Consider the following 24,290-nt stretch of genomic DNA (forward strand, 5'->3'; position numbering starts at 1 on the left):
AACAGTCATCTCAGAGTGAGAGAGTATAAATAAAAGAAGCAATCGCCAACTACCGTCGTAATTCGACTTATAATTACCGCCATGACGATATCAATCTCAGCAAAGAAAGGCTTCAACAACAGAATCAACAAAAATTCTCTGATACCCACCCCAGCGGGCGAACCCGGTGTGACAAGCCCTGCAAGCCACGCGATGACATAGGCTCCAATAAGCGGAAATACCATTGCGGGAGTTAGTGTCCAGCTATCGACAATTGAATACAATACGCACAGGAATACGGTGCCTGAGATAAGCAGGAATAAAAAGTACCTGGCTACCACCCTGATTAACCCCCCCTGACCTCGCCATTTAAGGCTCCATGCAAACAACAGCGCGGTAATCACAAAGAGCGACAGGCCATAAACAATGGTTAATGCCGGGTACAACAAGGGTAACATCCACAGAACAAACCCGGCACCGGTCAGAACCAGCAGCAGTAATTCCAAAAATGCGCTTTTGGCTATGGCTTTTCCGGAAAAGCCATATGACATCGCCATAAACTGCCTGCCGGCAAACTGAAAGATATTACCCGGCACATATTTCGCCAGCTGCGTCAGGCCGTATATCCTGGTTGCAACCCGGGCGCTGATAGCCTGCTCAAGCTCAGTCATCAGCACCCGCCACGCTGAGGCAAGTATAATGTTCGCTGCACCGTAAACACATGCCAGCAGCAGAATTAACAACAGCAACTTTACCGTAAAGGTGTTATCCGGAACCTGCGCCCAGTATGCGTGGATCCTGTGCGCAACAAACAGGACACTCAACAGGGCAATAATGCTACCAGCATAATTGAGCGCCTTGCGTAAATTACTTTTTGTCATACGGCACGCACAGCAGCATGGTCCAGGGGAAAGGAGAAGAGACTTCCAGCACCTTGAAATACCGGCCAGTGAACTTGATAAAGGCATTTTTTGACCAGTGTTGTATATGGCCCGGCGTATTACCAAAGTCTTTTAAGTACTTTCCACGGGCCATATTGAGCGCGCACCACACCGGTTCACGTGGCACGCTGACAATGAGATAGTGTTTAACCAGACTTTGTAAAACCTTCATCGCGCGGTCTGGATCCTCAAGATGCTCCATAACCTCACAGCAGACAATGAGATCCGCGCTGTCGGTTTCAGGCCTGAGATCGTATATACTCTTAGCGTTAAACACATCAGGTATAAGCCCCGCGCTTGCCGCATTCTCTCGCGCTAAAGAGATAACATCATAAGAAAAATCGCTGCCGACAGCCTGTAATCCCTGCCCGTTCCATTTGTTGACCCAAAAACCTTCGCCGCAGCCAACCTCATGAATTGTTTGTGGATTAGCGAGGGTAACGAAGTTTTCAAGAGAGGAGTCAAAACCCTTCATCATCCATTTTACAATGGGATTTTTAGAGCCGTATTTGTCGAAAGCGTTTCCGAAAACAACGCCGTCTTCTGACTTTCCACCCGATACTTTAAAACCCATAATTACCTCTTCTGTTTTTGTTCTTAGTCATTATTATCAGATTTATTTCTCGGGCTGGTCTCCCGTTGAGCGACCTTAAAACGCAGATCTTCAAGCAGCTTTCTGTTGGCGGATAAAAGATCCGTCACAAACGCGACAAGGATGGTCTGAAACCCCATTCCCATCAGTATCGATGCCAGGATTAATGACTGAACATAACCATCACCGTCGCCGGTCAGGTATTTATAAAGGAAACGAAGGCCTAATAAGAACCCGGCCGTAAACAGCACGGTGCCTATTGTGCCAAAAAAGCGGAATGGGCGATAAATAACAAAAATACGGACAATGGTAATAATACTTCTTTTGATATAGGACGAAATACTTTTTACCAGGCGTGAAGGCCGCAAATCTTCGTTGACACGTACTGATACTGAAGTGATGGTAATGTTTTTTTGACCCGCCTGAATAATGGTTTCTAATGTATAGGTGTAGTCGTTAAAAACCATTAATTTTTGCGCTGTCTCTCGCGACATTGCCCTGAAACCGCTCGGCGCATCGGGGATATTGGTGTTACTTGCTACCCGGACAACCCAGCTTCCGAGTTTCTGCAGGTATTTCTTTATGGGAGAAAAATGTTCGATGGTAGTGATGGGTCGCTCACCGATAACCATTTCTGCGCGGTGTTCGAGGATAGGCGCGACAAGAAGCGGTATATCATCAGCGCTGTATTGATTGTCAGCATCCGTATTGACAATGACATCAGCATTCAAATTAAGACATGCGTCCAGACCGGTCATAAAGGCTTTAGCCAGTCCTTTATTACCTGCATGCTTAACAATATGATCAACGCCGTTTTGTCTGGCCACGTTAACGGTATCGTCGGTACTGCCATCATCAATAATCAGCCATTCAACCGTGTCGAAACCGGCAACCTGTCTGGGCAGGGCATTCAAAGCAATTGCAAGTGTTTCAGCTTCATTAAAGCAGGGAATTTGTATGATTAATTTCATTACCCTTCACCTTACATTTCTTTTTGATTGATTTTTTATACCGCTTCCTTATCGAAGGTTACACTTTATATACAAAAAGTTAGCTTTACAAATTTCGCATCGCAGAGGTTTTGTTTTAATGATTATTCTCTGAAAAGTGTTATTCGGATCGCAAAATGGCTGCGATATATTCTGATTAACCACGGTTGTCTGTTTTAAAAAACAGAATAAAGCGAGAATAAAAGTGATATATCCAACGCGTTCAGAGGAATATAAGTGCTATCTACCCAACCATACCTTATATAACATTCTGCCCGTTTTTCGTACTTATCCCGCTGGCTCAGCAAAGCCTTTCCTGTACGCCGCAGGCGTCGTCGACAGCTGGTTTCTGTAGTGATGGCGCATCGTCGCCACGCTACCAAATCCTACCTCCCCCGCAATCCGCTCAATCGACAGCCGGCTGTTCTCGAGCAGATCCTGGCTGCGACTCAGGCGGGTGTGTAGCAACCACTGGGCGGGCGTTTTACCGGTTGTCGCGGTAAAGCGGCGCAAAAAGGTTCTCGGGCTCATCCCGACAAATTTCGCCAGCGACCCGACGGTATGGGGTTCCGCGAGCCTGGCGTGCAGGTAGTCAAACAGCGCACCAAGGCGATGGCCTTCGTAGGCGACAGGGACAGCCTGCTGAATAAACTGGGCCTGGCCGCCATCGCGATGTGGCGACACCACCAGCCGACGCGCCACGCGGTTGGCCGCGACACTGCCGTAATCCCGGCGCACCAGGTGCAGGCAGAGATCGATGCCTGCCGCACTACCGGCGGACGTCAGCACGTCTCCGTTATCGATATACAGCACGTCAGGCATTACCTGAATGGCGGGATAACGCTGCTGCAGCAGGTCGGTGTATCGCCAGTGGGTGGTGGCCTGGCGGTTATCGAGTAATCCTGCGGCGGCCAGCACAAACACCCCGGAACAAATCGACAGGATCCTGGCGCCTCGACGGTGCGCCGCGACAAGCTGTTCGCACAGCGCGGCGGGCACCGGGACATCCGCCCCCCGCCAGCCGGGAACGATGATGGTTCCGGCCTCACTCAGCAGCTCCAGCCCGCCGTCGACCACCAGCCTGAAGCCGCCCGTTGCGCGCAGCTCTCCCGGCTCAACGCCCGCTACCGCAAAGCGATACCAGTTATCACCCATCTCAGGGCGGGCAAGGGCAAAAATCTCAACGGCAATGCCGAATTCAAACGTACAGAGCCCGTCATAGGCCAGCGCAACCACCAGAGGATTATTCATCACCGCACTCAATGCTTTTTGTCATGATCTTGATGTTATCTGGCATTTCTGCCAGCTGTCAAAACTGCTGCTCAGCCGTAGAGTAAAGGCTCAATTATGGAGGTGTTTATGAGCTATGTGACTGATTATCCTGCTGCGCCAGCAGAGACGGCGGCCAACCATTTTTTACAGCGACTGAGTGTGGAAACAGACTGCGACGATGTCCACACCGCGTTCAAAGCGGGTGATGTCGATTTTGTGCTGCTGCATGTGGTGGGTAGCCCGGAGGCGTTCGCCCGCCGCCATATTCCGGGGGCGCTGCACCTGCGGCATCGGGATATGAACCCACAAAGAATGGCGGAGTGGCCAGCCGACACATTATTCGTTGTCTATTGTGCCGGGCCGCACTGCAACGGTGCCGATCGGGCCGCGCTGAAGCTGGCCCAGATGGGCCGCCCGGTAAAAATTATGATTGGCGGCATGACCGGCTGGGCCGACGAAGGTTTTGCTTTCAATCTCACCTGACATTGCAGACACCCTCTTAACGCGAGGGTGGTCTACAGCATAAAAAGCCGAGCTACTGAAAAGGCTGCTAAAGCAGCTATTAATTCATTGATTGCTAAGGTATGCCCCAGGATAACATTTGGAGTTCGTTAGCGACGTTGTCCCTGCAAATGGAGAGCAAAATGAAACTCGCGCTGGTTGGTAACTGTCAGCTGGAAGTATTGGGTGACCTCATTAAAAATTATCCCGCACTTCATCAAGATAAGTTTACTTATGTTTTTAATACCCCTATCTACAAGCTTAATGAAAAAGAGCATCTACTGAATTTTTACCATGAACTCGAGGAATGCGATGTCATTTTCATGCAGTATCATTCAAAGAGATGGGGAACTTTATCAACAGCGTCGATGAGTCAATATTTTGATCTCACGATGCTCCCGACGCTGGAATCGCGTGTGTCGACCCCGCAGTTAGGTTATTACGATTTACCGATCCCGGACCTGATGGTGTATGTCGATTTTCGTTTCTTACATCTCTATCTGACCGGCCACAATCATCGTGACGCCGTTTCCCGCTATCATCACGTTCAGTTCTCCAGCACCAGACAGTTAGCCATGCTGGAAGAAGACGCTAAAAAATATAAGACGTTGTTCCAGAAAGGGAATGTTTGCTTCGATTATTCAGAGGATTATTTCCGTCTCGTTAGTGAAAATACTGACAGCTACTCCACCATTAGCCATCCAAACAATGAACATCTGGGGATCCTCCTGCGCGCAATTTACCAGCATATTTTTGGTAGCAGCGAGAAATTCGATCTGCAGGGTAATGATATGCTTCTCAATTACACTGCGCCGAAAATGGGCTCCGGTGATGATTCCTATTTCATGATGCGCAATACCGGCCTTTCACTTGCAGGTAAAATCAACTTTGCCTTTTTTGAACATCAGGACAAAGCAGTGCTCAAAAATGCCTTGCTGAAATCGGCCTATTACCAGTCATTATCCGCGGAGCATATGAATATCTGACCTCTGCTCAGGCAGTTCACCCCTGCCCTACGCAGCTTGGGGTGAACGGTAATTTCTTTACCTTCCCGACGCCGGATAGATCGTCTCTTGCGGCAGTACCCGACGGTCAAAGCGTCGCAAGCCATAGTACAGCGCCGCCGTGCAGAACCAGCCAATCACCCACGAGACATCGTTGTCGGCAAAAATCCAGGTCAGCGAACCGTGATAGAGCGGGTTCTCAATAAACGGCAGCTGGATTAACACCCCAACGGCATAGACGCTGATCGCAAACAGATTCCAGTGGCCGTAGCGCCCCTGGGCATCAAACAGCGCCGGGATATCCACCGCTTTGCGGGAAATAATAAAGTAGTCGGTCAGGCTGATGGCGCTCCAGGGTACAAAGAATGCCAGCAGGAACAGCAGGAAATGGGTGAAGTGTTTCAGGAACGCGGGTTCGCTGAGCAGCGCAATCACGCAGGAAATCGTCACCATCAGCACCACGAAAGTGATGCGGCTCTTCTGGCTCAGCGTGGTCTGTTTACGAAAGCCCGACACAATGGTGGTTAGCGACATAAAGCTGCCGTAGGCGTTCAGGGTGGTGAAGGTGATTTTGCCGAAGCAGATCGCAAAGTAGATCACCATCGCCATCGCCTCGCTTTTACCCAGCCCGACGATGTAGCTCACCTCATGGCCCTTGAAGGCGCTGCCGGCTATCGCCGCAGCGATCACGCCGAGCGTCATCGAGGCCTGAGTGCCGAGCACCGTGCCGCTGAAGACGGCCAGGAAGGTTTTCACTCCGGAAACGTCGCGCGGCAGGTAGCGGGAGTAGTCCGACACATAAGGGCAAAACGCGATCTGCCACGACGATGAGAGCGACACCGCCAGCAGGAACATCGGCATCGAGAAGTGGTTGTTTTGCGCGACAGCGCTCAGATCGCTGGACATCAGCAAAGCGATAAACAGGTAGACGAATGCCAGCACCCCCACCACGCTCGCCACCTTTCCGAGTTTGTGGATCACCCGATACCCCAGCACCGCAATCACGATAATAATTGCGCTGAAGAGGATCATCCCGGCCACGTTCGACACCGACAGCAGCCTGGCCATTGCCTGTCCGGCCAGCACCGTACCGCTGGCGGAGAAGCCAACGTACATCACACACACCAGTACCAGCGGGATGACGGCCCCCAGCACGCCAAACTGGGCGCGGCTGATGATCATCTGTGGCAGGCCGAGGCGCGGCCCCTGCAGGGCGTGAAACGACATCACCACGGCGCCCAACACCTGACCCACCAGCAGGCCAACGATCGACCACACCACGTCGCCACCCAGCACCACTGCCAGCGCGCCGGTCACAATCGCGGTGATCTGCAGATTGCCGCCAAACCACAACGTAAACTGACTGAAGGGGTGGCCGTGACGTTCATTATCCGGGATGTAATCAATGGAGCGGGTTTCCGAAATCCGCGCCCCGCTTTTCTTTGACTGCTCTTCTGAAGACGAAAAAGACGACATAGTTTCCTCTCTCAATGGATGATTCATGACCGTCAGACACCCTGCCTGTACTACGCAACGCCATATGACAGAACATGTATATACAACCATTGACAACGCCCCACACAGATCTGATGATGGATTTGTGAGCTGAACTGTGAATAATTTGTAATTAATATGAAAATTATCTGTATCTCAGATAGCGCGACAATCCACACTCAGATGAGGCATTACCGCGGCCGGCGGCATCGATCGCCATGATAAGCAACCCGCTTTAACAGGAGCGCAGATGAGTAACAACAGACGAGCGGTTCCCGGGATCCGCCATTACGCCGGACCGGCAGGCGGCTGGGGAGCCTTAAAAGCCACGGCGATAGCCGTTCGCACGCAGATGGACGCCTTCGACGCGCCCGCCACGCTGCTGCGCACCAACCAGCCAGACGGCTTTGACTGCCCGGGCTGCGCCTGGCCCGACAAAGAACACAAATCCACCTTCCAGTTCTGCGAAAACGGCGCCAAAGCGGTGACCTGGGAAGCCACCACAAAACGCGTCACGCCGGAATTTTTCGCAGAGCACACCGTCAGCAACCTGTGGGCGAAAAGCGATTTTGAGCTGGAAGGTTACGGGCGGCTGACCCATCCCATGAAGTACGATCCCCGGAGCGACACTTTCCGCCCGGTGGCGTGGGACGAGGCCTTTGCCCGTATCGGTGACGTACTGCGCAGCCTGGCGCCGGATCAGGTGGAGTTTTACACCTCCGGGCGCGCCTCGAATGAAGCCGCTTTCCTGTATCAGCTGTTTGCCCGCGAGCTGGGCACCAATAATTTCCCCGACTGCTCCAATATGTGCCACCAGGCCACCAGCGTCGGCCTGCCCCGCTCCATCGGCATCGGTAAGGGCACCGTCTCGCTGGAGGATTTCGACCACACCGATCTGGTGATCTCCATCGGCCATAACCCGGGCACCAACCATCCGCGCATGATGGGCACCCTGCACGAACTGGCCCGCCGGGGCGTGCCGATTATCGTCTTTAACCCGCTGCGCGAAACGGCGCTGGAACGTTTTGCCGATCCGCAAAGCGTGCGTGAGATGGCGACCTGGAGCGCCACCGATATCGCATCAACCTACTATCAGGTAAAAGCCGGGGGCGATGCCGCGGCGTTAAAAGGTATCGCCAAACATCTGCTGGTACTGGACGCGCTGGATCACGACTTTATCGCCGCCCATACCCAGGGGTTTGCCGACTTTGCCGCCGATATCGCCGCCACCAGCTGGGAGGCCATAGAGCGCGAATCCGGCCTGAAGCGCGCCGATCTGGAGAGCGTGGCGCAGATCTACGCGAAATCCAGCGCCGCCATCATTACCTACGGGATGGGGATCACCCAGCACAACAAGGGCACTGCCAATGTGCGCCTGATTGCCGATCTCCTCCTGCTGCGCGGTAATTTTGGCAAGCCCGGGGCAGGTATCTGCCCGCTGCGCGGCCACTCCAACGTGCAGGGCAACCGTACGGTGGGGATCACCGAGAAGCCGACCGCGGCGTTTCTGGACAGGCTGGGGTCGGTGTTTGGCTTTACCCCGCCTGCCGCCCACGGCCATGACGCGGTGCAGGCAGCCCAGGCGATGATCGACGGCCAGGCAAAAGCGCTCCTCTGTCTCGGGGGCAACTTCGCGGTGGCAATGCCCGATCACGACAAAGCCTTTCCGGCGCTGAAAAGCCTCGATCTGAGCGTCCATATCGCCACCAAGCTGAACCGCACCCACCTGCTGGTCGGCAGGGAGACGTATCTGCTCCCCTGCCTCGGTCGCACGGAACTCGATATGCAGCAGGGCGGCCAACAGTCAATTACCGTCGAGGATTCCATGTCGATGGTACATGCCTCCAGCGGCAAGCTGAAGCCCGCCTCCCCGTGGCTGCGTTCGGAACCGGCCATTGTCGCCGGGATCGCCCATGCCACTCTGGCGAACAGCAAAACCGACTGGCTGGGTCTGGTGGAAGATTACGACCGCATCCGGGATCGCATTGAGCAGACCCTCCCCGGCTTTGAGAACTTCAACGCGCGCATCCGGGTGCCCGGCGGATTCCGCATGCCGCTCCCGCCGACAGAGCGCGTCTGGCCCACCGCCAGCGGCAAAGCGATGTTCTCGCTGTTTGATGGCGTGGCGGAGAACAGTCCGGGCGAAGGCGAGAGCGTGCTGCGCCTGGTCACCTTAAGAAGCCACGACCAGTACAACACCACCATCTATGCCCTGGACGATCGCTATCGCGGGGTGTTTGGCCGTCGCGACGTGCTGTTTATGAACGAAGAGGACATGCGGCAGTTGGGTCTGGAGCATGGCGACAGGGTGGATATTCACACTGCTCTTGCAGACGCTCAGCAGCGGCTGGATGACATCACCGTGGTGGCCTATAGCATTGCGCCGGGCACGGTTGCCGCCTATTACCCGGAAGCTAACGTGCTGGTCCCCCTGAGTTATCTGGATAAAGAGAGCGGTACGCCGTCGTATAAATCGGTGCCCGTTCGTCTGACCCTGCGCTCAAAACAGATCCGCTCCCTGTAATTTCACCCCGCATCCCTGACCGAGCCGGCGTTTCGCCCGGATCGGTCAGCCGTCTTCATATAGACAAAATAAACTTTTTAGTCCACACTGAGACATGACTTTCTTACCCGTAGCGGGAGCATTGTATGACCAGGCACCTGAATCCGGCCTCTGAGACTCGCGGCGATCGTGACCTGATCGCTATCCGGGCGGCGATGAACATTCTCGATAAGTGGGGCTGCACCCCCGAGCAGCAGCAGAACATCCTGCAGCTTTCCCGGGCGGCGCTGTACAAGTATCGTCACGGCGACACCAAATCCGCCTCCCTTAGCCATGACCAGTTAACCCGCATCAGCTACCTGCTGAACATGCACTCGGCGCTGCGCATTGTGTTCAGCAACCCCGAGAACGTGTACGGTTTTATGACCATGGCCAACCACAATGCGTACTTTAACGGCGCCACGCCGCTGTCGCTCATTGAGGGCGGCGAGTTCGGCAACCTGCACGAAGTGGCGAAACGGGTGGACGTGCTGCGCGGAGGCCTCGCCGGATGATCCATCCCGACGTTCCCCGTACCGCAGTGGTGCCCATCAGAGGCTACCGTCTGCTGCACACCAAGTACCCTGCCATTTATGTGTTTGAAGACGTCGCCACGCCCGAGGCGTTCGACGTGCTGTATGAGATCCAGAAACTGACCAACCCGCGTCTGTCGGACGAGGTGGGCAATCTCAGTTTGTTGCCGCGCAAGGAGTGGGTGCTGGGGATCCGCGGGGCGCATTACGCGATGGCCGCCTTCACCCACGTTAACCCGGACGGTAGCCGCTTTTCCAACGGCGATTATGGCGTCTATTACCTCGGCGACAGCAAAGAGACGGCGCTGGCCGAAATCGTCTACCACTGCGATCTCTACTGGCATAACGTGCCGGAGCTGAAATTCGAACGCTTCGAGTACCGCTGTCTGGAGACCGAGCTCGGCGGCTGCGCCTTTGCCGACATCACCGGCCTGCCGGATTCACACCCCTGGTATCATCCCACCGACTACAGCGAGCCGCAGCGGTTTGGCGCCAGCCTGCGCGTCGCGGGCGAGACCGGCGTGACCTACCGCTCGGTGCGCAGACCGGGCGGCATCTGCTGGGCGCTGCTCACCCCGAAACCGATCACCAGCATTATCCAGACCTCCCTGCACCAGATTATCTGGGACAAGGGCATCGTCAGCGTCGGCCTGGTCACGCCGGTGAGCAAATAAAACGCTTCAGACGGTTTCGGCAGGCTCAACATCTAAAACAGACGTACCGTAAGAATTATCGATGGTGCACAGCCAGCGGTCGTTTTCCTGACGGAAGACATAGGTCGCGCGACGGGTGATCTCTGTCGTGCCGCCCTGTTCATCGGGGAAGAAAAGCTGGGTTTCCATGATCACCAGCGCGTCGCCGCCGCCTTCGATGATCTGCATTTCGCCCTGCTTGACGGTGAGCTGCTCCTGAAAATAATCCGCGATGGAAATAAAGGCGTTACGGATATTGTCTTTGCCTCTGACGATCATTCCGGGCTTAACCACCAGCGCGGCGTCCTCGGCGTAATACTCCATCAGCGCGTCGAAATCTTTGGCCGAGATCGCCCTGTCACACGCCTTGATGATCTGGTGAAGCGGATGTTCGTACATGTGCTTTTCTCCTGTTAAGTGACTGCCTGTATTGAATCTACCACCAGACTGCCAAATGTGCAGGCCGGGCACGCATAGCGCGTCCGGCTGGCCTTTCTGGAAGACGCCTCGCAAAGCTGAAAGTAAGCCTATGAAATTCAGGGTTATGGCTTTTCATCCTTTTATCATGGTCATAAAGTGACCGCATTGCGGCACATACGCAATCAGGCCAGGGAAGCGAGTGGGCATTGCATGCAGGGAGCGATATGTGCATATAGAAGAAGAGGTTTTTCTTGACGATTATGGCATGAGGCGGAAGACGTTTTTCTACGATCGTCGGATACATCACAGCTACGTCTTTGTTGCCGGGACCGAGGTTTACACGGTGATTGTGGGTAGTTTGTTAGATGAGGTCACGTTTACACGGATCGGATACGAAATGCCGTGGGGTATTCCATTCCCGATCAACGGAATGGCAGAAGTATGTTTTGATACTTTCGACGGTATGGGGGGGTTGGCTGATTTTCGCCATATTAAATTTAAAGGACTAGGTAGCGCTGTCGTTTTGCAATCAGTCTCCCTGGCGTTAATCGCCCATGCGGAGAAACTCAACATTGGTGGTTTTGTTTTCCAGGCGGCATCAGGAGGTGTGGTTGATAAAGGCCGCCGCACTTCCCTGGAAGAGACCTATGACATTCTGCTTGGGTTAAAAAATGTACCGCGTTACAATTCACGAACAGGGTTGCCAAAGCGAATTCCGCGACCACTGATACAGGGAAATTTCCATGCGTACAAGAGAGTTACAGAAGGGAGAGCCTGCTATGTCGTATTGCAATAAGCATGAACATTCCGCGCATCTTGCCCCGGGTGACAGGGAAAAGAGAGTATTTCAGGCATTAGCGTCTGCTGAATTGAAAGCACACGGCATCAGTGCAGAGGCCTATATCCGCGACCTCAAAATTGAACTGGCTGCGGTTAAAAAACGCTCCTCAGCCTCCCTGCTTCGCAAAAAACTGAAAGAAACACCTGGACGTGTATAAGCGCACCTGACCAAATATCTTTCAGCAAAAGGCCCAACGACTGGGCCTTATTTTTTCAGAAGACTACGCCAAAAAATACCCCGCCGCGCAGAACGCCACTACCCCGGCAATGACTGTGGCAAATAGCCCACGGGTAATAATGCCCACCAGGGTAGCGAACGCCGCCGCCAGCAGCGAAATGCTGATCCCCGAGTCCGTCATGGCGGGTTTACTCATCAACTCGGCGGCGACAAGGGCGGCCATAATGGCGGTGGGGATAAAGCTCAGCCACTGCAGTAGTACCTCAGGCAGGCGGAAGCGGGAGAGCAGTAATACCGGCACGGTGCGCATCAGGGCGGTGACCAACGCAGAGGCGAGGATCGCCAGCAGAATATTTCTTTCCATCTTATTTTCCTTTCCGGGCGCGTAACAGCAGCGTCGCCAGGGTGGCGGCAAGGGATGCGGCGACAATCACCACCATACTGAGCGACGTGCTCCCGGCCATCAGCAGCGTGATGACCACCGCGACGGCTATGTTCAGGGTTTCCAGTATTTTTCTGCGGCTGGCAAACCACATCATCAGGATCAGACCGATAAACATCGATACCAGGCTGAAGCCCAGCCCCTCCATCAGCGACGCTGGCAGCGCGGTCGCCAGCCAGGCCCCGGTTACGCAGGCGATGATCCAGTTCAGCCAGGCGGTGACATTCAGCCCCAGCATCCAGTAATAGTTGATCCTGCCCTGCGGACTGGCGCGCTGCACCGCCACGCCAAAGGTTTCGTCGGTCAGCAGCAGCCCGCTGACCACTTTCTGAAAGGTGGTGTATTCACGAAAAAAGACGCTCATGGAGGAGCTCATCAGCAGGTAGCGCAGGTTCACCAGCAGTACGCTCAACACCACCGACGCCATTTCCGCCCCTGCGGCCCACAGCGAGTAAAACAGAAACTGCGCCGAACCGGCGTAGAGGGCACTGGCCAGCAGCGCGATTTGCCCGGTAGTAAACCCGGAGAGCGTGCCAATCGCCCCGGCGGCAAAGCCTATGCTCCAGTAGCCCGCGATGGTGGGCAGACAGGCGGTAATACCGGCCCGAAATTCGTCCACAGCGGACGCGGGGTGTCCGGTATTTATCTTCATCAACATCGTTTCATCCCTTATATTACTTAGTTCAATAACTATCTTAAGAATCAGCAGCAATCGCTATAGTAAAATCCTGCTCAGCAGTGAAATTTACGAAGGCCAGGGAGACGCGACGTGGGGCAAGTGAAACGCGATGAGATTAGCCTGTGGCGCGACAGCCAGCTGCATGGCGGGATGGAGATCCTACAGGCCACCTGCTACGAACACAGCTACCCGCCCCATTTTCATGATGAGTTTGTGATTGCCGCCTTTGCCCGCGGGGCGCAGCGCACCCGGGTGTGCAGGCAAAACGGGATTGCCGCAGCAGGGTCGGTGATGATTATCGCCCCCGGCGAAGTCCACACCGGCGAGGCGGTGCAGCGCGATGAAGGCTGGGATTACTGCGCGTTCTATCCGGGCGAGACGCTGGTCAACGAGGTGGCGCAAACGGTGCTGAGCGGCAAAGGCAAGGTGAATTTCGGCCAGCAGGGAATTCGCCACGATCCGCTTATGGCCCGCCGCATGTTGCAGGCCGCGAGCGTGATGAAACAGAGCAACGATCCGCTGGAAAAAGAGTGCGTGATGTACCAGATCCTTAACCTGCTGGTGGGTCATTATGGCGAGCGCAGCGTAAAAGGCTCGCGCCAGCCCTTTTTGCGCGCGGATATCCGTCAGGCTATCGACTTCTTGCACGGCAACTACGCCCTGCCCCTGACGGTAAAAGAGATTGCCCAGGCGGCAGGCTTAAGTGAGTTTTATTTTATGCGCACCTTCCAGAAGATGACCGGCCTGTCGGTGCATCAGTATCTAACCCAGATCCGCCTGATGCGCGCCAAGGGGTTGCTGGCGAAAGGGATCGGCGCCGCGCAGGTTGCCAGCGATATCGGCTTCTTTGACCAGAGCCATCTAATCAAACACTTCCGCGCCCATTTTGGTACCACGCCTGGGGTGTTTGCTGCCGCGTCTGTTTGACGCTTTTGTAGGCCGGGCAAGCGAAGCGCCCCCGGCAATGCCCTTTCAGGCATTCATCTTCAGCAAGCGAAACACCCCCATCACCACGCCAATAATAATGGCGGCGAGCACGACGATTTGGTTCGGGAATGGCTCAGGGTGACCCACTACCTCCACATTCAGATATTATTACAACGTGAACTGTTCACTAAATCAGCATATTATGCATTACCATCACAGTTCAGAGGGATATTGAATGCAGGCTTCAGACTATTTAAGAGTGAAGTTTCAAAGTGACAGGCAGTTTGCCATCCATGCTGAAAATGGATTTACCAACACGATAAAGGCAGCAAGAGGTGTTGCATCTGATATTTATTCGGGGATTGAGCGCGCCAGCTGGTACTCTAGCTGTTTAATTCCCAGTTATAACAACATATGTCAGGAACTCAAAGCTGAAGAGATAAGGATGGTCTATTCCATTATGTCTATTTACAGATACCGCAATGTCATTGCCCACATGCTTTATTTGTACTTCCAGACCCTATGCAAGGATGTGAAAGAGGGCAATCATGACGGTTCGGCTCAGAACATGGTTCGCAATGCTGCAAGCCTTGCGGCAAGTATGGCAGTAGCGGGTGGAACGCGGTTCGTCGTAGCGGCGGCGATGGCGGAAGCCATCGCACAATCTGAGTTTCTTTCGAAGTCCGTTGCACAGAAGCTGGCGGGGAAAATGCCCGTTGGCGTTTATCTTCTTCAGGTGTATGGCATCCAACAAAAAGCGGCCATGGCTGCTCGGGGGCTAAAAGCCATTGATCCTAATTATTACTGGATCCTTTATCAGGCAAAGCTGGAAATGCTCTATTACTTCATCGAGCCCGTACTCGCTGACATTATAAAAAAAGTGAAAGCAGGTCTCTATTCTTCCCTCGACGACCTTACCGATGAAATCAGGGAGAAATTCAGTGTTTAAAAGCGTTATCTCACTTTTACTCTATAATCTGGTGCTCCCTACTATTCTTATCGGCTTCGCTGTGCTCTGGTTATATTTATTTCCTGATTATTGGTGGGGACTAATGCTCGTTACAGTTATCGCTATCTTTTGGTTTTTCCCCCTCATCACTGCGAAACTCGAAAAGTTTAAATAATGAATCACACACATATATCAACGTAGTCTATAAACACAAGGAATGTATATGTCTAATCCTGCTTATCTTTGGTTAGAGGATGCCAATGGTTCTCCGCTTGTCGGTTCATCTCTGATTGCTGACCGGATCGGTGCGATCGAAATCAAATCTCTTACCCATAACGTGAATATCCCAACAGACGGGAATACAGGGCGACTAACAGGTACACGCATTCATGCCCCGATTCAATTTCAGAAAGAGTTTGATCGGGTCACTCCCTTTTTATATAAGGCTCAAAGCGAAGGTGCCACGCTAAAAAGAGCAACAATAAAAATGTACACTATTACCGAAGTTGGCATGGAAAAGGAATATTTCAATATCATTCTTGATAACGTAAAAATAACATCAATTACCGCCGACCTTTACCCGGGGGCATTAACCGGAACACACCTTGAAACCGTTCTGCTGCGCTATGAAAGCATTACCTGGAAGCATTGTGAAGGGAATATTATCTATACGGATGCCTGGAATCAGCGCGTTTTCGCGTAGTGGTCAGAGCCCATTACAGGGCTGTGAAAACAGCCCTGTAATGGGCTCTGACCGCATGGTGAAATGATTTTTCCCATGTGGACGGATCATTTTACCTCACAACTTCGGTTTTGTAGGCCGGGCAAGCGAAGCGCCCCCGGCAAGTTCTTTCAGGCATTCAGTTTCAGTAAGCGAAACACCGCCATCACCACGCCAATAATAATAGTTGGTGAATGAAAGCTGATGTTCACGATCTCTCCCCTCTTTTTATGTGACTAAAGGGGAGTGTAGTTATCGATGCAGGGCAAGCCAATCACCCGGTATGACCTTTCTGGAAGGCACCTCGCAAAGCCGTAAGTAACCTTATGTAATCTGTGGTTAACCCTTTTTTTCAGGGGATCGGCATCGTAGAGTGATTGCGTTGCGGCACATCCGCAATCGGGCGTAGGAACCCGCTGGCACAAGCGACATTTATTATGTCGCAGCAGCGTATATCCGTTAAAATCACGGTGGCGCTGGCGGAGCAGCCGTAAGGCTGGCCGTTTTCATTGTGCACGGCATTCCTACCTCCGTCAGCGCTACCACCTCGAGCGTAGGAACTCACAGGTGGTTAATCAAAACTGCACAATGAGGATGCCCTATGGCTAATATCCCTGCTTTTTCTTATCTCCAGTCTGACGATAGCATTCTTCACCCGCTTATCGCCCTTCCCCTTCCTGCTGATGCGGATCTCTTTGAGACCGCCGACCACTGCGCCGCACTGGTCATCGTGCTGATCGAAACTGACGATCCGGCAACATGTACTACGCTCTGCGAGCGCCTGCTGCATGGGCTGCGCCAGCTACGAGAACTTTGCGATGCCGATCTGCCCCCGCATCTGATCGCACAGCTCATCGCGGGTGAGAAAATCACTTCCTGTGTGCCAGAATGCTGGCAGGATACCGCGTTACAGGTGGATTATGCGCTGGCATTAACACAGGCGCTGCTGGCTGGCACACTGCCGCCTGGCATTGCGAAGGAATTAACGGGTTTGCTGCATGATATGGTGTGGCTGTTGGATGAGTTTGTGAAAGAGCCCTATATCACTGCGCATTAAGCGCATTTAAGACATTGAGAAAACCGGTCGCAAAGACCGGGTTTATAGTGGCTATGCTTGTCTGTTTCTCAGGGTGGCGACGATATAAATTAATAAGGTATTGATTATTACTGACGCCCCAAGAATGGCTAACATGAATAAATCATTCCATGCCTGTTCGGTAATGAAACCAACCAACTCGCTGAAACGTCTAAAAAAATAAACCTCAGGCAAGAACAGATAAAACGCTGAAAAATTAATAGAAACGAACAAAAATAAGCAAGCCAGAACCCTGTTTGTTTTGCTGGCGTCATAGTTGATACGCCTGAATATGCATTAAGTTGCATGTGAAAAATACGAAACTCAGCATTTCGCTCTCGACCACGATTATCGAGAGAGATCATAATATATTTTACCGACGTCATTTTTAATCCATAATCAAGAAAAAACCATAATTTACAATCTCCATTCAGATTGAGGTCTCAAGCTATAAATTTATGATTTTCAATTACATATGCAAAAAAATTAGTTCTCGAACTGCCTATTTATAACTTAAAGATTCTGATGGTTGTATATGAAAGCAAAAAATTCCGATTAAGTGCGAACTCGAAATTTAGTACTTATAGACACTTAAAGGATGGTTACCGAAACGGTATCATTTCGTGATTTGCAAAATCATTTCCGCACTTTAATCATGTTATACTGATTATACTTTTAATATTACTACAATCATTACGACTTACTCACAAAAACAACGGGGCAAATTCTTCTGCTATTTCTTTGAATTCACAATCACTGGTTGTTCACTAAACACATTTATATTCAAAGTAAATTTGTAGCATTCATTATTATTTTTTCTTAGATACATCACACGCCATTGTTTTGTCCCACAATCAGATATAAATGAAGCATCTGACAAAATCGCAACTCTTGCCAAGTAAACTGAAGATAGAGCAGCAAGTAAAAAAGGAATCGCTACAACAATTACTAAATACTGAAGAATGTTAACAACCCTGACAAACATCGATTGCTCATAACTAACTTTTATCCACTGTGGAAGGAAACTAATAATGTTACCAGTAACCATGCTTATTGATCTTGATATACCTGCCAATAGCACCAATAAAAAATACGAAACACAAAAAGAAATAGGAATGGTAACTATGGCAGGGGAAAACTTCAAATACTCCTCATCAACACTATAAATCACACTGAGCATTTTTAGGGTCAATAAATATGAAATGAACCATATCACCACATTATAAAATTTTATAGTAAATACACTTTTTATTATTTTTTCTAGCAGAAATCTTTCAGGGTAAAGTTTGTACAAGCTGTAAATTAATAAAACTGAAAATGCGATAAAAACATGTTCACTCGTAATTAGTAGCAACACAACCACAACCACGAAAATTAATAGCAAAAGATCCTTTACTTTCTCTTTCATACCTTAACCTTATCATTTAAGTTGGGTTTACATCAAAAACATCATAAACAACATACATAAAACATTAAATACAACTCCAATTTGATCGTTGCATCTTTGACACTTCATTTCAACTTATGAAGTATCAAGAATTTAAACTTGAGTATTCATTTGACTGTTTGCCGTTTGAGGTAAATACCAATAAAAGATGGGTAACAGATGCTTGTAACACTTGACAACACCACTTGAAAAAAATTAAGCGAGGCATTAATAAAAATCAACAATATTCGAGATATCCCACCAGCACAAAAAAACCGGGCCCGCTCTCGCGGGCCCGGCCCTCTACCCTTCCGAACCTACTCCTTCACGCGCGCCCGCTTCCCTCTCTGCTCCTCCTCACTCTCCGCCGCTTTCACCAGCGTAAAGTTAAAATTCACCTCCGTATGCTCCCCGTTGAGGTCGCGCTCCCGGGCCACAGCCGCATCGGTAATCTTCACCGGATCCGCAATCAGCTCCGCCCTGGTCGCGAACGCAAAGTCATCCCACAGATACTCATCCCCGTTCAGGTTGATCTGCGTGGTCAGGTGCTTGTACCCCGGTGCCGACACAAAGAAGTGCACATGCGCCGGGCGGTTGCCGTGGCGGCCAATGGCTGTCAGCAGCTTCTGGGTTGGGCCATCCGGCGGGCAGCCGTAGCCGCACGGCACGATGCTGCGCACGGTGTAGCGACCGTCATCACCGGTACGGATGCGGCGGCGCAGGTTGTATTCGCTCTGGGACTGGTCGAAGAACGAGTAGCCGCCGAGGGTGTTGGCGTGCCAGATGTCCACAATTGCACCCGCCACCGGCTTGCCGTTCATATCCGTTACCTGGCCCTGCAGCCACATGGTTTCCGCCTGCTCCTGCCCGTCGTCCATGCGGGCAAAGCCTTCGCTCAGCGGGGCGTTGGCCACGTACAGCGGCCCTTCGATGGTGCGCGGGGTGCCCACTTCGTTGCCGGATGCCGCCTCTTTCTCGTCGGCACGCATGTCCAGATAGTGCTCCAGCCCCAGACCGGCGGCCAGCAGCGCCGCTTCCTGACGTCCGCCCAGCTCGTTGAGGTAGTTCACCGCAACCCAGAACTCTTCATCGGTCACATCGAACTGCTTGATGGTCTTGCACAGGTCGCTCAGCAGCTGGTGCATGATGTTCTTTAAACGGTCGTTGCCGCCGGTGGAATTTAAGCCGCTGCTGATTGCCAGTAAGGTGTCCAGTTCGGTTTGATGTACAGGATTCACAGACATTGCATATTCCTCTTGTAGGGTACGATTGTTGTAGTTATTGCGACGACTATTGTTCGTTGTGAATGGATGACGGATGCGTGCACAGAGGCTGGACGCTGATCTCCATCCACGGGTAGAGGGGCAGCGCGGTCAGGATGTCGTGCAGCTCCTGGTTATCCGCCACGTCAAAAATGCTGACGTTGGCGTACTGGCCGACCACGCGCCAGATGTGCGGCCACTTGCCTTCACGCTGTAGGCGCTGGGAGTAGGCTTTCTCTTTCGCCTTAATGGCTTCGACGTCTGCCGAAGGCAGCGACGACGGGATGTTGACCGTCATTTCAACTTTAAAAAGCATGATGTTTTCCTTTATTGACGCGCGTAATGACGCAGCTTGTCTTCGTCGATATCAATGCCTAATCCTGGCCCCTGAGGTAACGTCACCTCTCCCTGGCTGAAATCCAGCGGACGTACCACGATGTCATCCTTCAGCAGCAGCGGGCCGAACATCTCGGTGCCCCACTGCATCTTCACCGTCGACCAGGCGTGCAGCGAAGCCACCGTGCCGAGCGTGCCTTCCAGCATGGTGCCGCCGTAGAGCGCCACCCCTGCCGCCTGCGCCACGTGCGCCAGCTTCAGGGCCTGCACCGGGCCGCCCGCCTTGGCGATCTTCAGGGCGTAAACGCCGGTAAAGCCGCCGCTCGCCAGGGCGTAGCCGTCATGGCTGGTCGCCACCGCTTCGTCGGCGAGGATCGGCACCGTAAAACGCTGGCTGAGGGTGATAAGCCCTTGCCGGTCCCACAGCGGGATCGGCTGTTCCACCAGGTCGATGCCGCCCGCCTGCAGTTGGGTCATCCCTTTGATGGCGGTGGTCAGATCCCAGGCCTGGTTTACGTCCACCCGCACGCTCACCTCATCGCCCAGCGCGGCCTTGATCGCCAGGGCGTGGCGAACGTCCACGTCCAGTCCGCGAGCGCCGATTTTCAGCTTGAAGGTGTTGTGACGCCCCTCCGCCAGCAGGCGTTTGCCCTCATCGATGTCTTTCTGCGTGTCGCCGCTCGCCAGGGTCCAGAGCACCGGGAGGCGCTCCGTCAGCGCCCCGCCCAGCAGCGCGCTGACCGGCTGGCCCAGCGCCTTGCCCTGCGCATCGAGGAACGCGGTTTCGAGGGCAGATTTGGCAAAGGTATTGCCCTTTACGTGAGCGTTCATCTTGTCGGCGAGCGCCGCCACGCCGCTGAACGACTGGCCGCACACCAGCGGGGCCAGATAGGTCTCAATGGCGGATTTGATCGCTTCCGGGCTTTCCGGGCCGTAGCTCATGCCGCCGATAGTGGTGGCTTCGCCCCAGCCGGTGACGCCGTTCGCGCAGGTCATTCTGACGATGGCGAGGGTCTGGCAACCCATGGTCGCCATCGACAGCTTGTGCGGGCGAATAGTGGGAATGTCCACCAGCCAGCAGGCCAGGGATTCAATGGTGAGGGTCATGTCGTGCTCCTGCGGGTTAAAAAGGTCAGCACCTGCTGGTTAAAGGCCTCCGGGCAGGCGACGTTCGACAGATGCGAGGCGGGTAGCGTAACGGACTCCGTCTGCTTTGCCTGAGCCGCGAGCCACCGGGCGTCCTGAACCGTGGTGACCGGATCGTCTTCGCCTGCGATGGCCAGCATCGGTCGCAGCATGGCGGCCACCTCTTCGCGCAGATCGGCGGTGGCCAGCGCTTCGCAGCAGGCGGCGTAGCCTTCGGCGGGCGTGCCGGCCAGACCGTCAATCAGCAGCTTCACCATTCCGGGATTGCTCTGGCGATATGCCGGGGTGAACCAGCGCTCCGCCGCCGTGCTGGCGACCGGGGCCATCCCCTGCTGGCGCACCGTTCCGGCACGCTGTTGCCAGCCTTTCGCCTCGCCGATTCGGGCTGCGGTGTTCGCCACCACGAGGCGTGAGAAACGTGACGGGGCGTAACGGTTCAGCCACATCCCGGTCATCCCGCCCAGCGAGATGCCGCAAAAACAGGCGCGTTCCACGTCGAGATGATCCAGCAGGGCAATCACGTCCTGCCCCAGGGTGTCGAGCGTGATGCCCGCGTCCGGCACCGGCGAGCGGCCGTGGCCGCGGGTGTTGTAGCGCAGCACGCGAAAATGGCGGGTGAAGTCGGCCATCTGCCCCTGCCACATCTGCCAGGTGGTACCGAGCGAGTTGGAGAGCACCAGCAGCGGGGCCTCTTCCGGTCCGTCGAGGCGATATTCCAGATCCATTTACGCCTCCTCGGTTTCAGCGTTCAGGGCAAAGGTCAGCGACACCGGGGTGACGGACTGCAGATACTCCGCCGTCACGTCGCCAAACAGCTCGCGCACCACGATGCCATCCGGGGTGATATCCATCACCGCCATGTCGGTGTAGATCCGGTCGATGCAGGCCATGCCGGTCAGGGGATAGGTGCAGGTTTTAACGATCTTGCAGTCGCCCTGACGGGTCAGATGTTCGGTCATCACATAGACGCGCTTCGCGCCAATCGCCAGATCCATCGCCCCGCCAACCGCCGGAATCGATGAGGGTTCGCCGGTGCTCCAGTTCGCCAGGTCGCCGCGCTCAGAGACCTGATAGGCTCCCAGCACGCAGATATCCAGGTGGCCGCCGCGCATCATGGTGAACGAGTCGCCGTGATGGAAATAGCAGCCTCCCTCGAGCAGCGTCACCGGCTGTTTTCCGGCATTAATAAGCTCAGGATCTTCTTCTCCCGGCGCAGGCGCCGGGCCCATGCCGAGAATGCCGTTTTCACTGTGCAGGAAGATCTCGCGATCGGCTGGCAGATAGTTGGCAATCCGCGTCGGCAGGCCGATCCCGAGGTTCACATAGGCCCCTTCCGGGATATCGCGGGCGATACGTTCGGCCAGCTGTTGATGGGTCAGTTTATTCACAGGCTCTCCTTATGCCGTCTGCGGCAGGCGTTGCGGCGCGACCGTCACCACGCGCTGGACAAAAATTCCCGGCGTTACCACCGCCTCCGGATCAAGCTCGCCCAGGCGCACCGTCTCGCTCACCTGCGCAATGGTGCAGCTGGCGGCGGCGGCCATGATCGGCCCGAAGTTGCGCCCGGTTTTGTCATAGACCAGGTTGCCCCAGCGGTCGGCCTTCAGGGCTTTGATCAGGGCGAAATCGGCTTTTAATGGGTACTCCAGCACGTAATCCCTGCCGTCGATGTGCCGGGTCTCTTTGCCCGCCGCCAGCTCGGTGCCAAAGCCGGTCGGGGTGAAGATCGCCCCCAGCCCGCTGCCGCCCGCCTGAATGCGCGCCGCGAGGTTGCCCTGCGGAACCAGCTCCAGCTCTACTTCGCCGCGACGGTAGAGGTCGTCAAAGACCCAGGAGTCGGTCTGGCGCGGGAAGGAGCAGATCACTTTTTTCACGCACCCGGCCTTCAGCAGCGCCGCCAGACCGTAGTCGCCGTTTCCGGCGTTGTTGCTGATCAGGGTCAGATCCCGCGGTCTGCGGCGGATCAGGGCATCCAGCAGCTCGGCGGGCTGTCCGGCCGCGCCGAAGCCGCCCACCATCACCACCGCGCCGTCAAAAATGTCCGCCACGGCGGTATCGGTGGCGGCAATCCGTTTATCAATCATTTGCTTACCTCGTTATTATTCGTTGACGGCAGGCTGCGCAGGGCGATCCACGCCAGCAGCGCGTAGGCCATCAGCAGCAGGGAGACCGGCCAGGAAGCATCGAAGTGCATCAGCAGCGCCACCGCCAGCATCGGCCCCAGTCCGCCGGAGAAGATCGAGCCCACCTCATGCCCCAGCGCCAGGCCGGAGTAGCGCACGCGCACCGGGAACAGGTCACTCATGATGCAGGGCTGGGTGCCGATCATCGCCCCGTGGCAGAACGGCAGGCCGAGCAGCATCGCCAGCATGATCCAGCCGTAGTCGCCGGTGGAGAGCAGCCAGAAGAACGGGAAGGCCATCACCAGCAGGCCGATGACGCCGATGTAGTAGACCGGCTTCAGGCCAATGCGATCCGAGAGCGCGCCCCAGAACAGGATCGAGAAGAACTCCACCAGCATCGCCAGAGTCACGGCGCTGATGATCTCCCCGGTGCCGATGCCTATGTGTTTGGCGTAGACCACCGAGAAGGTGAAGAAGATATAGGAAGCGCCGTTCTCCGGCAGGCGCAGGGCGATGGCCTGCAGCAGCGCTTTCGGGTGCTCGCGCACCAGCACCATCAGCGGGATCTTCTCGTGTTTCTCTTCGGGCTTCGCCTGAGTGAAGGCCTTGCTCTCGCGGATGTTTTTGCGGATATAGACTCCAACCAGGAAGATGACGATGCTGAGCAGGAAGGGCACGCGCCAGCCCCAGCTCATCAGTTCGTCTTCCGGCAGCTTTTGCACCAGATAAAAGGCAAACGCCGAGAGGACAAACCCGCCGGAGACCCCCATCTGGCTCCAGGCGGTAAAGAAGCCGCGACGCGACGCCGGAGCGTTCTCACTCAGCATCAGCACCCCGCCGCCCCACTCGCCGCCCGACGCCACGCCCTGTAAAAAGCGCAGGGTGATGAGTGATATCGGCGCCCAGATGCCAATCTGGGCATAGACCGGCAGCAGGCCAATGACGAAGGTGGTGGCCCCCATCAGGGTCAGGGTCATGATCAGCGTCATCTTGCGGCTGTAGCGATCCCCGATATGGCCGAAGACGATCCCGCCCAGCGGACGGGCAAGGAAGCCCACCGCAAAGCCCGAGAAGGCCAGCAGCGTGCCCTGCATCGGGTCGCCGCCCACCGGGAAGAACAGCGGTCCAAACACCAGCGCCGCAGCGGTGCCGTAGAGGAAGAAGTCATACCATTCCAGCGCGTTACCCAGCACCGAGGCGAACACCAGCTTGCGCATCTGCCCGGCA

Annotated in this window: 27 protein-coding genes; 11 read left to right on the plus strand and 16 right to left on the minus strand. The window is 54.4% G+C overall.

Going from position 1 to position 24,290, the window contains the following annotated elements; genetic code table 11:
* Window positions 1-5: 5 nt before the first annotated feature.
* The 4 genes from FFB58_RS05500 to ftrA all read right to left on the minus strand — a co-directional run bounded on the left by FFB58_RS05500 (window position 6) and on the right by ftrA (window position 3,752).
* Complete coding sequence (locus FFB58_RS05500; RefSeq protein WP_138369284.1) at window positions 6-860, minus strand: hypothetical protein; 855 nt, start codon at window positions 858-860, stop codon at window positions 6-8.
* Window positions 847-1,494, minus strand: coding sequence for a class I SAM-dependent methyltransferase (locus FFB58_RS05505; protein ID WP_138369285.1), 648 nt, complete (start codon window positions 1,492-1,494; stop codon window positions 847-849). Before FFB58_RS05505 ends, FFB58_RS05500 begins: the two co-directional genes overlap by 14 nt.
* Before the next feature lie 23 nt (window positions 1,495-1,517).
* The gene (locus FFB58_RS05510) at window positions 1,518-2,483 is read right to left on the minus strand and encodes a glycosyltransferase family 2 protein (RefSeq protein ID WP_138369286.1); all 966 of its coding nucleotides are present in this window, start codon (window positions 2,481-2,483) and stop codon (window positions 1,518-1,520) included.
* Window positions 2,484-2,789: 306 nt separating this feature from the next.
* Window positions 2,790-3,752, minus strand: a complete 963-nt coding sequence (gene ftrA / locus FFB58_RS05515) for a transcriptional regulator FtrA (protein ID WP_138369287.1) — start codon at window positions 3,750-3,752, stop codon at window positions 2,790-2,792.
* 108 nt (window positions 3,753-3,860) lie between these two features.
* Between ftrA and FFB58_RS05520 the strand changes: the two genes are divergently transcribed.
* Together FFB58_RS05520 and FFB58_RS05525 are read left to right on the plus strand one after the other, a co-directional pair.
* A complete protein-coding gene (locus tag FFB58_RS05520) occupies window positions 3,861-4,256 on the plus strand; it encodes a rhodanese-like domain-containing protein (RefSeq protein ID WP_138369288.1) in 396 nt (131 codons plus the stop codon).
* Between the two features lie 161 nt (window positions 4,257-4,417).
* Complete coding sequence (locus FFB58_RS05525) at window positions 4,418-5,260, plus strand: WcbI family polysaccharide biosynthesis putative acetyltransferase (RefSeq protein WP_171029935.1); 843 nt, start codon at window positions 4,418-4,420, stop codon at window positions 5,258-5,260.
* A 57-nt stretch (window positions 5,261-5,317) separates the two neighbouring features.
* Here FFB58_RS05525 and FFB58_RS05530 read toward each other — a convergent pair whose 3' ends face one another.
* A complete protein-coding gene (locus FFB58_RS05530; protein WP_171029937.1) occupies window positions 5,318-6,703 on the minus strand; it encodes a cytosine permease in 1,386 nt (461 codons plus the stop codon).
* Between the two features lie 319 nt (window positions 6,704-7,022).
* Here FFB58_RS05530 and FFB58_RS05535 point away from each other — a divergent pair, with 319 nt between their 5' ends.
* The 3 genes from FFB58_RS05535 to FFB58_RS05545 all read left to right on the plus strand — a co-directional run bounded on the left by FFB58_RS05535 (window position 7,023) and on the right by FFB58_RS05545 (window position 10,521).
* Entirely contained in the window at window positions 7,023-9,296 is a 2,274-nt protein-coding gene (locus FFB58_RS05535; protein ID WP_138369290.1) for an FdhF/YdeP family oxidoreductase, read from the plus strand.
* A 125-nt stretch (window positions 9,297-9,421) separates the two neighbouring features.
* Entirely contained in the window at window positions 9,422-9,829 is a 408-nt protein-coding gene (locus FFB58_RS05540) for an MbcA/ParS/Xre antitoxin family protein (protein WP_039030732.1), read from the plus strand.
* A complete protein-coding gene (locus tag FFB58_RS05545) occupies window positions 9,826-10,521 on the plus strand; it encodes an RES family NAD+ phosphorylase (protein ID WP_052246200.1) in 696 nt (231 codons plus the stop codon). The genes FFB58_RS05540 and FFB58_RS05545 overlap by 4 nt, the downstream gene beginning before the upstream one ends.
* 6 nt (window positions 10,522-10,527) lie before the next feature.
* Here the strand turns inward: FFB58_RS05545 and FFB58_RS05550 are convergent, their stop codons facing one another.
* On the minus strand, window positions 10,528-10,938 hold the full coding sequence (locus FFB58_RS05550) for an SgcJ/EcaC family oxidoreductase (RefSeq protein ID WP_138369291.1): 411 nt from the start codon (window positions 10,936-10,938) through the stop codon (window positions 10,528-10,530).
* A 247-nt stretch (window positions 10,939-11,185) separates the two neighbouring features.
* Between FFB58_RS05550 and FFB58_RS05555 the strand changes: the two genes are divergently transcribed.
* Together FFB58_RS05555 and FFB58_RS05560 are read left to right on the plus strand one after the other, a co-directional pair.
* Window positions 11,186-11,755, plus strand: coding sequence for a hypothetical protein (locus FFB58_RS05555; protein WP_138369292.1), 570 nt, complete (start codon window positions 11,186-11,188; stop codon window positions 11,753-11,755).
* Window positions 11,739-11,957 (plus strand): hypothetical protein, encoded by a 219-nt coding sequence (locus FFB58_RS05560; protein WP_138369293.1) that lies wholly within the window; start codon window positions 11,739-11,741, stop codon window positions 11,955-11,957. Before FFB58_RS05555 ends, FFB58_RS05560 begins: the two co-directional genes overlap by 17 nt.
* Window positions 11,958-12,020: 63 nt before the next feature.
* Here FFB58_RS05560 and FFB58_RS05565 read toward each other — a convergent pair whose 3' ends face one another.
* Both FFB58_RS05565 and FFB58_RS05570 read right to left on the minus strand, forming a co-directional pair.
* Window positions 12,021-12,341 carry an AzlD domain-containing protein gene (locus FFB58_RS05565; protein ID WP_138369294.1) on the minus strand — a complete coding sequence of 107 codons (321 nt, stop codon included), beginning with the start codon at window positions 12,339-12,341 and terminating at the stop codon, window positions 12,021-12,023.
* A gap of 1 nt (window position 12,342) precedes the next feature.
* Window positions 12,343-13,077, minus strand: a complete 735-nt coding sequence (locus FFB58_RS05570; protein WP_138369295.1) for an AzlC family ABC transporter permease — start codon at window positions 13,075-13,077, stop codon at window positions 12,343-12,345.
* Between the two features lie 111 nt (window positions 13,078-13,188).
* On the opposite strand from FFB58_RS05570, the gene FFB58_RS05575 reads away from it, so the two are divergent.
* The 4 genes from FFB58_RS05575 to FFB58_RS05590 all read left to right on the plus strand — a co-directional run bounded on the left by FFB58_RS05575 (window position 13,189) and on the right by FFB58_RS05590 (window position 16,752).
* A complete protein-coding gene (locus tag FFB58_RS05575) occupies window positions 13,189-14,025 on the plus strand; it encodes an AraC family transcriptional regulator (protein WP_286172542.1) in 837 nt (278 codons plus the stop codon).
* Between the two features lie 235 nt (window positions 14,026-14,260).
* The gene (locus tag FFB58_RS05580; protein ID WP_138369296.1) at window positions 14,261-14,974 is read left to right on the plus strand and encodes a hypothetical protein; all 714 of its coding nucleotides are present in this window, start codon (window positions 14,261-14,263) and stop codon (window positions 14,972-14,974) included.
* Window positions 14,975-15,197: 223 nt separating this feature from the next.
* The gene (gene tssD, locus FFB58_RS05585) at window positions 15,198-15,677 is read left to right on the plus strand and encodes a type VI secretion system tube protein TssD (protein ID WP_138369297.1); all 480 of its coding nucleotides are present in this window, start codon (window positions 15,198-15,200) and stop codon (window positions 15,675-15,677) included.
* Window positions 15,678-16,296: 619 nt separating this feature from the next.
* Window positions 16,297-16,752 carry a hypothetical protein gene (locus tag FFB58_RS05590; RefSeq protein WP_138369298.1) on the plus strand — a complete coding sequence of 152 codons (456 nt, stop codon included), beginning with the start codon at window positions 16,297-16,299 and terminating at the stop codon, window positions 16,750-16,752.
* Between the two features lie 751 nt (window positions 16,753-17,503).
* Here the strand turns inward: FFB58_RS05590 and FFB58_RS05595 are convergent.
* The 8 genes from FFB58_RS05595 to FFB58_RS05630 all read right to left on the minus strand — a co-directional run bounded on the left by FFB58_RS05595 (window position 17,504) and on the right by FFB58_RS05630 (window position 24,280).
* Window positions 17,504-18,178, minus strand: a complete 675-nt coding sequence (locus tag FFB58_RS05595; RefSeq protein WP_138369299.1) for a hypothetical protein — start codon at window positions 18,176-18,178, stop codon at window positions 17,504-17,506.
* 335 nt (window positions 18,179-18,513) lie between these two features.
* Complete coding sequence (gene catA / locus FFB58_RS05600) at window positions 18,514-19,440, minus strand: catechol 1,2-dioxygenase (protein ID WP_138369300.1); 927 nt, start codon at window positions 19,438-19,440, stop codon at window positions 18,514-18,516.
* A gap of 46 nt (window positions 19,441-19,486) precedes the next feature.
* The gene (gene catC, locus FFB58_RS05605; protein ID WP_039030742.1) at window positions 19,487-19,774 is read right to left on the minus strand and encodes a muconolactone Delta-isomerase; all 288 of its coding nucleotides are present in this window, start codon (window positions 19,772-19,774) and stop codon (window positions 19,487-19,489) included.
* An 11-nt stretch (window positions 19,775-19,785) separates the two neighbouring features.
* Window positions 19,786-20,901, minus strand: coding sequence for a muconate cycloisomerase family protein (locus FFB58_RS05610; protein ID WP_138369301.1), 1,116 nt, complete (start codon window positions 20,899-20,901; stop codon window positions 19,786-19,788).
* Window positions 20,898-21,665, minus strand: coding sequence for a 3-oxoadipate enol-lactonase (pcaD, locus tag FFB58_RS05615; protein WP_138369302.1), 768 nt, complete (start codon window positions 21,663-21,665; stop codon window positions 20,898-20,900). Before pcaD ends, FFB58_RS05610 begins: the two co-directional genes overlap by 4 nt.
* Window positions 21,666-22,328, minus strand: a complete 663-nt coding sequence (locus FFB58_RS05620) for a 3-oxoacid CoA-transferase subunit B (RefSeq protein WP_138369303.1) — start codon at window positions 22,326-22,328, stop codon at window positions 21,666-21,668. It abuts the gene before it with no gap.
* 9 nt (window positions 22,329-22,337) lie between these two features.
* The gene (locus FFB58_RS05625; protein WP_138369304.1) at window positions 22,338-23,024 is read right to left on the minus strand and encodes a 3-oxoacid CoA-transferase subunit A; all 687 of its coding nucleotides are present in this window, start codon (window positions 23,022-23,024) and stop codon (window positions 22,338-22,340) included.
* Window positions 23,021-24,280: an MFS transporter gene (locus FFB58_RS05630; RefSeq protein ID WP_138369402.1), complete on the minus strand. Its 1,260-nt coding sequence runs from the start codon at window positions 24,278-24,280 to the stop codon at window positions 23,021-23,023. The genes FFB58_RS05625 and FFB58_RS05630 overlap by 4 nt, the downstream gene beginning before the upstream one ends.
* Window positions 24,281-24,290 lie beyond the last annotated feature (10 nt).

This window comes from Enterobacter sp. MF024, from assembly GCF_005843915.1.
GTDB lineage: Bacteria > Pseudomonadota > Gammaproteobacteria > Enterobacterales > Enterobacteriaceae > Enterobacter > Enterobacter barmai.

What these genes read in the sequence shown, in the direction of transcription:
- FFB58_RS05500 (WP_138369284.1), bottom strand. Translation starts at nt 860, where the DNA reads ATGACAAAAAGTAATTTACGCAAGGCGCTCAATTATGCTGGTAGCATT.
- FFB58_RS05505 (WP_138369285.1), bottom strand. Translation starts at nt 1,494, where the DNA reads ATGGGTTTTAAAGTATCGGGTGGAAAGTCAGAAGACGGCGTTGTTTTC.
- FFB58_RS05510 (WP_138369286.1), bottom strand. Translation starts at nt 2,483, where the DNA reads ATGAAATTAATCATACAAATTCCCTGCTTTAATGAAGCTGAAACACTT.
- ftrA (WP_138369287.1), bottom strand. Translation starts at nt 3,752, where the DNA reads ATGAATAATCCTCTGGTGGTTGCGCTGGCCTATGACGGGCTCTGTACG.
- FFB58_RS05520 (WP_138369288.1), top strand. Translation starts at nt 3,861, where the DNA reads ATGAGCTATGTGACTGATTATCCTGCTGCGCCAGCAGAGACGGCGGCC.
- FFB58_RS05525 (WP_171029935.1), top strand. Translation starts at nt 4,418, where the DNA reads ATGAAACTCGCGCTGGTTGGTAACTGTCAGCTGGAAGTATTGGGTGAC.
- FFB58_RS05535 (WP_138369290.1), top strand. Translation starts at nt 7,023, where the DNA reads ATGAGTAACAACAGACGAGCGGTTCCCGGGATCCGCCATTACGCCGGA.
- FFB58_RS05540 (WP_039030732.1), top strand. Translation starts at nt 9,422, where the DNA reads ATGACCAGGCACCTGAATCCGGCCTCTGAGACTCGCGGCGATCGTGAC.
- FFB58_RS05545 (WP_052246200.1), top strand. Translation starts at nt 9,826, where the DNA reads ATGATCCATCCCGACGTTCCCCGTACCGCAGTGGTGCCCATCAGAGGC.
- FFB58_RS05550 (WP_138369291.1), bottom strand. Translation starts at nt 10,938, where the DNA reads ATGTACGAACATCCGCTTCACCAGATCATCAAGGCGTGTGACAGGGCG.
- FFB58_RS05560 (WP_138369293.1), top strand. Translation starts at nt 11,739, where the DNA reads ATGTCGTATTGCAATAAGCATGAACATTCCGCGCATCTTGCCCCGGGT.
- FFB58_RS05565 (WP_138369294.1), bottom strand. Translation starts at nt 12,341, where the DNA reads ATGGAAAGAAATATTCTGCTGGCGATCCTCGCCTCTGCGTTGGTCACC.
- FFB58_RS05570 (WP_138369295.1), bottom strand. Translation starts at nt 13,077, where the DNA reads ATGTTGATGAAGATAAATACCGGACACCCCGCGTCCGCTGTGGACGAA.
- FFB58_RS05580 (WP_138369296.1), top strand. Translation starts at nt 14,261, where the DNA reads ATGCAGGCTTCAGACTATTTAAGAGTGAAGTTTCAAAGTGACAGGCAG.
- tssD (WP_138369297.1), top strand. Translation starts at nt 15,198, where the DNA reads ATGTCTAATCCTGCTTATCTTTGGTTAGAGGATGCCAATGGTTCTCCG.
- FFB58_RS05590 (WP_138369298.1), top strand. Translation starts at nt 16,297, where the DNA reads ATGGCTAATATCCCTGCTTTTTCTTATCTCCAGTCTGACGATAGCATT.
- FFB58_RS05595 (WP_138369299.1), bottom strand. Translation starts at nt 18,178, where the DNA reads ATGAAAGAGAAAGTAAAGGATCTTTTGCTATTAATTTTCGTGGTTGTG.
- catA (WP_138369300.1), bottom strand. Translation starts at nt 19,440, where the DNA reads ATGTCTGTGAATCCTGTACATCAAACCGAACTGGACACCTTACTGGCA.
- catC (WP_039030742.1), bottom strand. Translation starts at nt 19,774, where the DNA reads ATGCTTTTTAAAGTTGAAATGACGGTCAACATCCCGTCGTCGCTGCCT.
- FFB58_RS05610 (WP_138369301.1), bottom strand. Translation starts at nt 20,901, where the DNA reads ATGACCCTCACCATTGAATCCCTGGCCTGCTGGCTGGTGGACATTCCC.
- pcaD (WP_138369302.1), bottom strand. Translation starts at nt 21,665, where the DNA reads ATGGATCTGGAATATCGCCTCGACGGACCGGAAGAGGCCCCGCTGCTG.
- FFB58_RS05625 (WP_138369304.1), bottom strand. Translation starts at nt 23,024, where the DNA reads ATGATTGATAAACGGATTGCCGCCACCGATACCGCCGTGGCGGACATT.
- FFB58_RS05630 (WP_138369402.1), bottom strand. Translation starts at nt 24,280, where the DNA reads ATGCGCAAGCTGGTGTTCGCCTCGGTGCTGGGTAACGCGCTGGAATGG.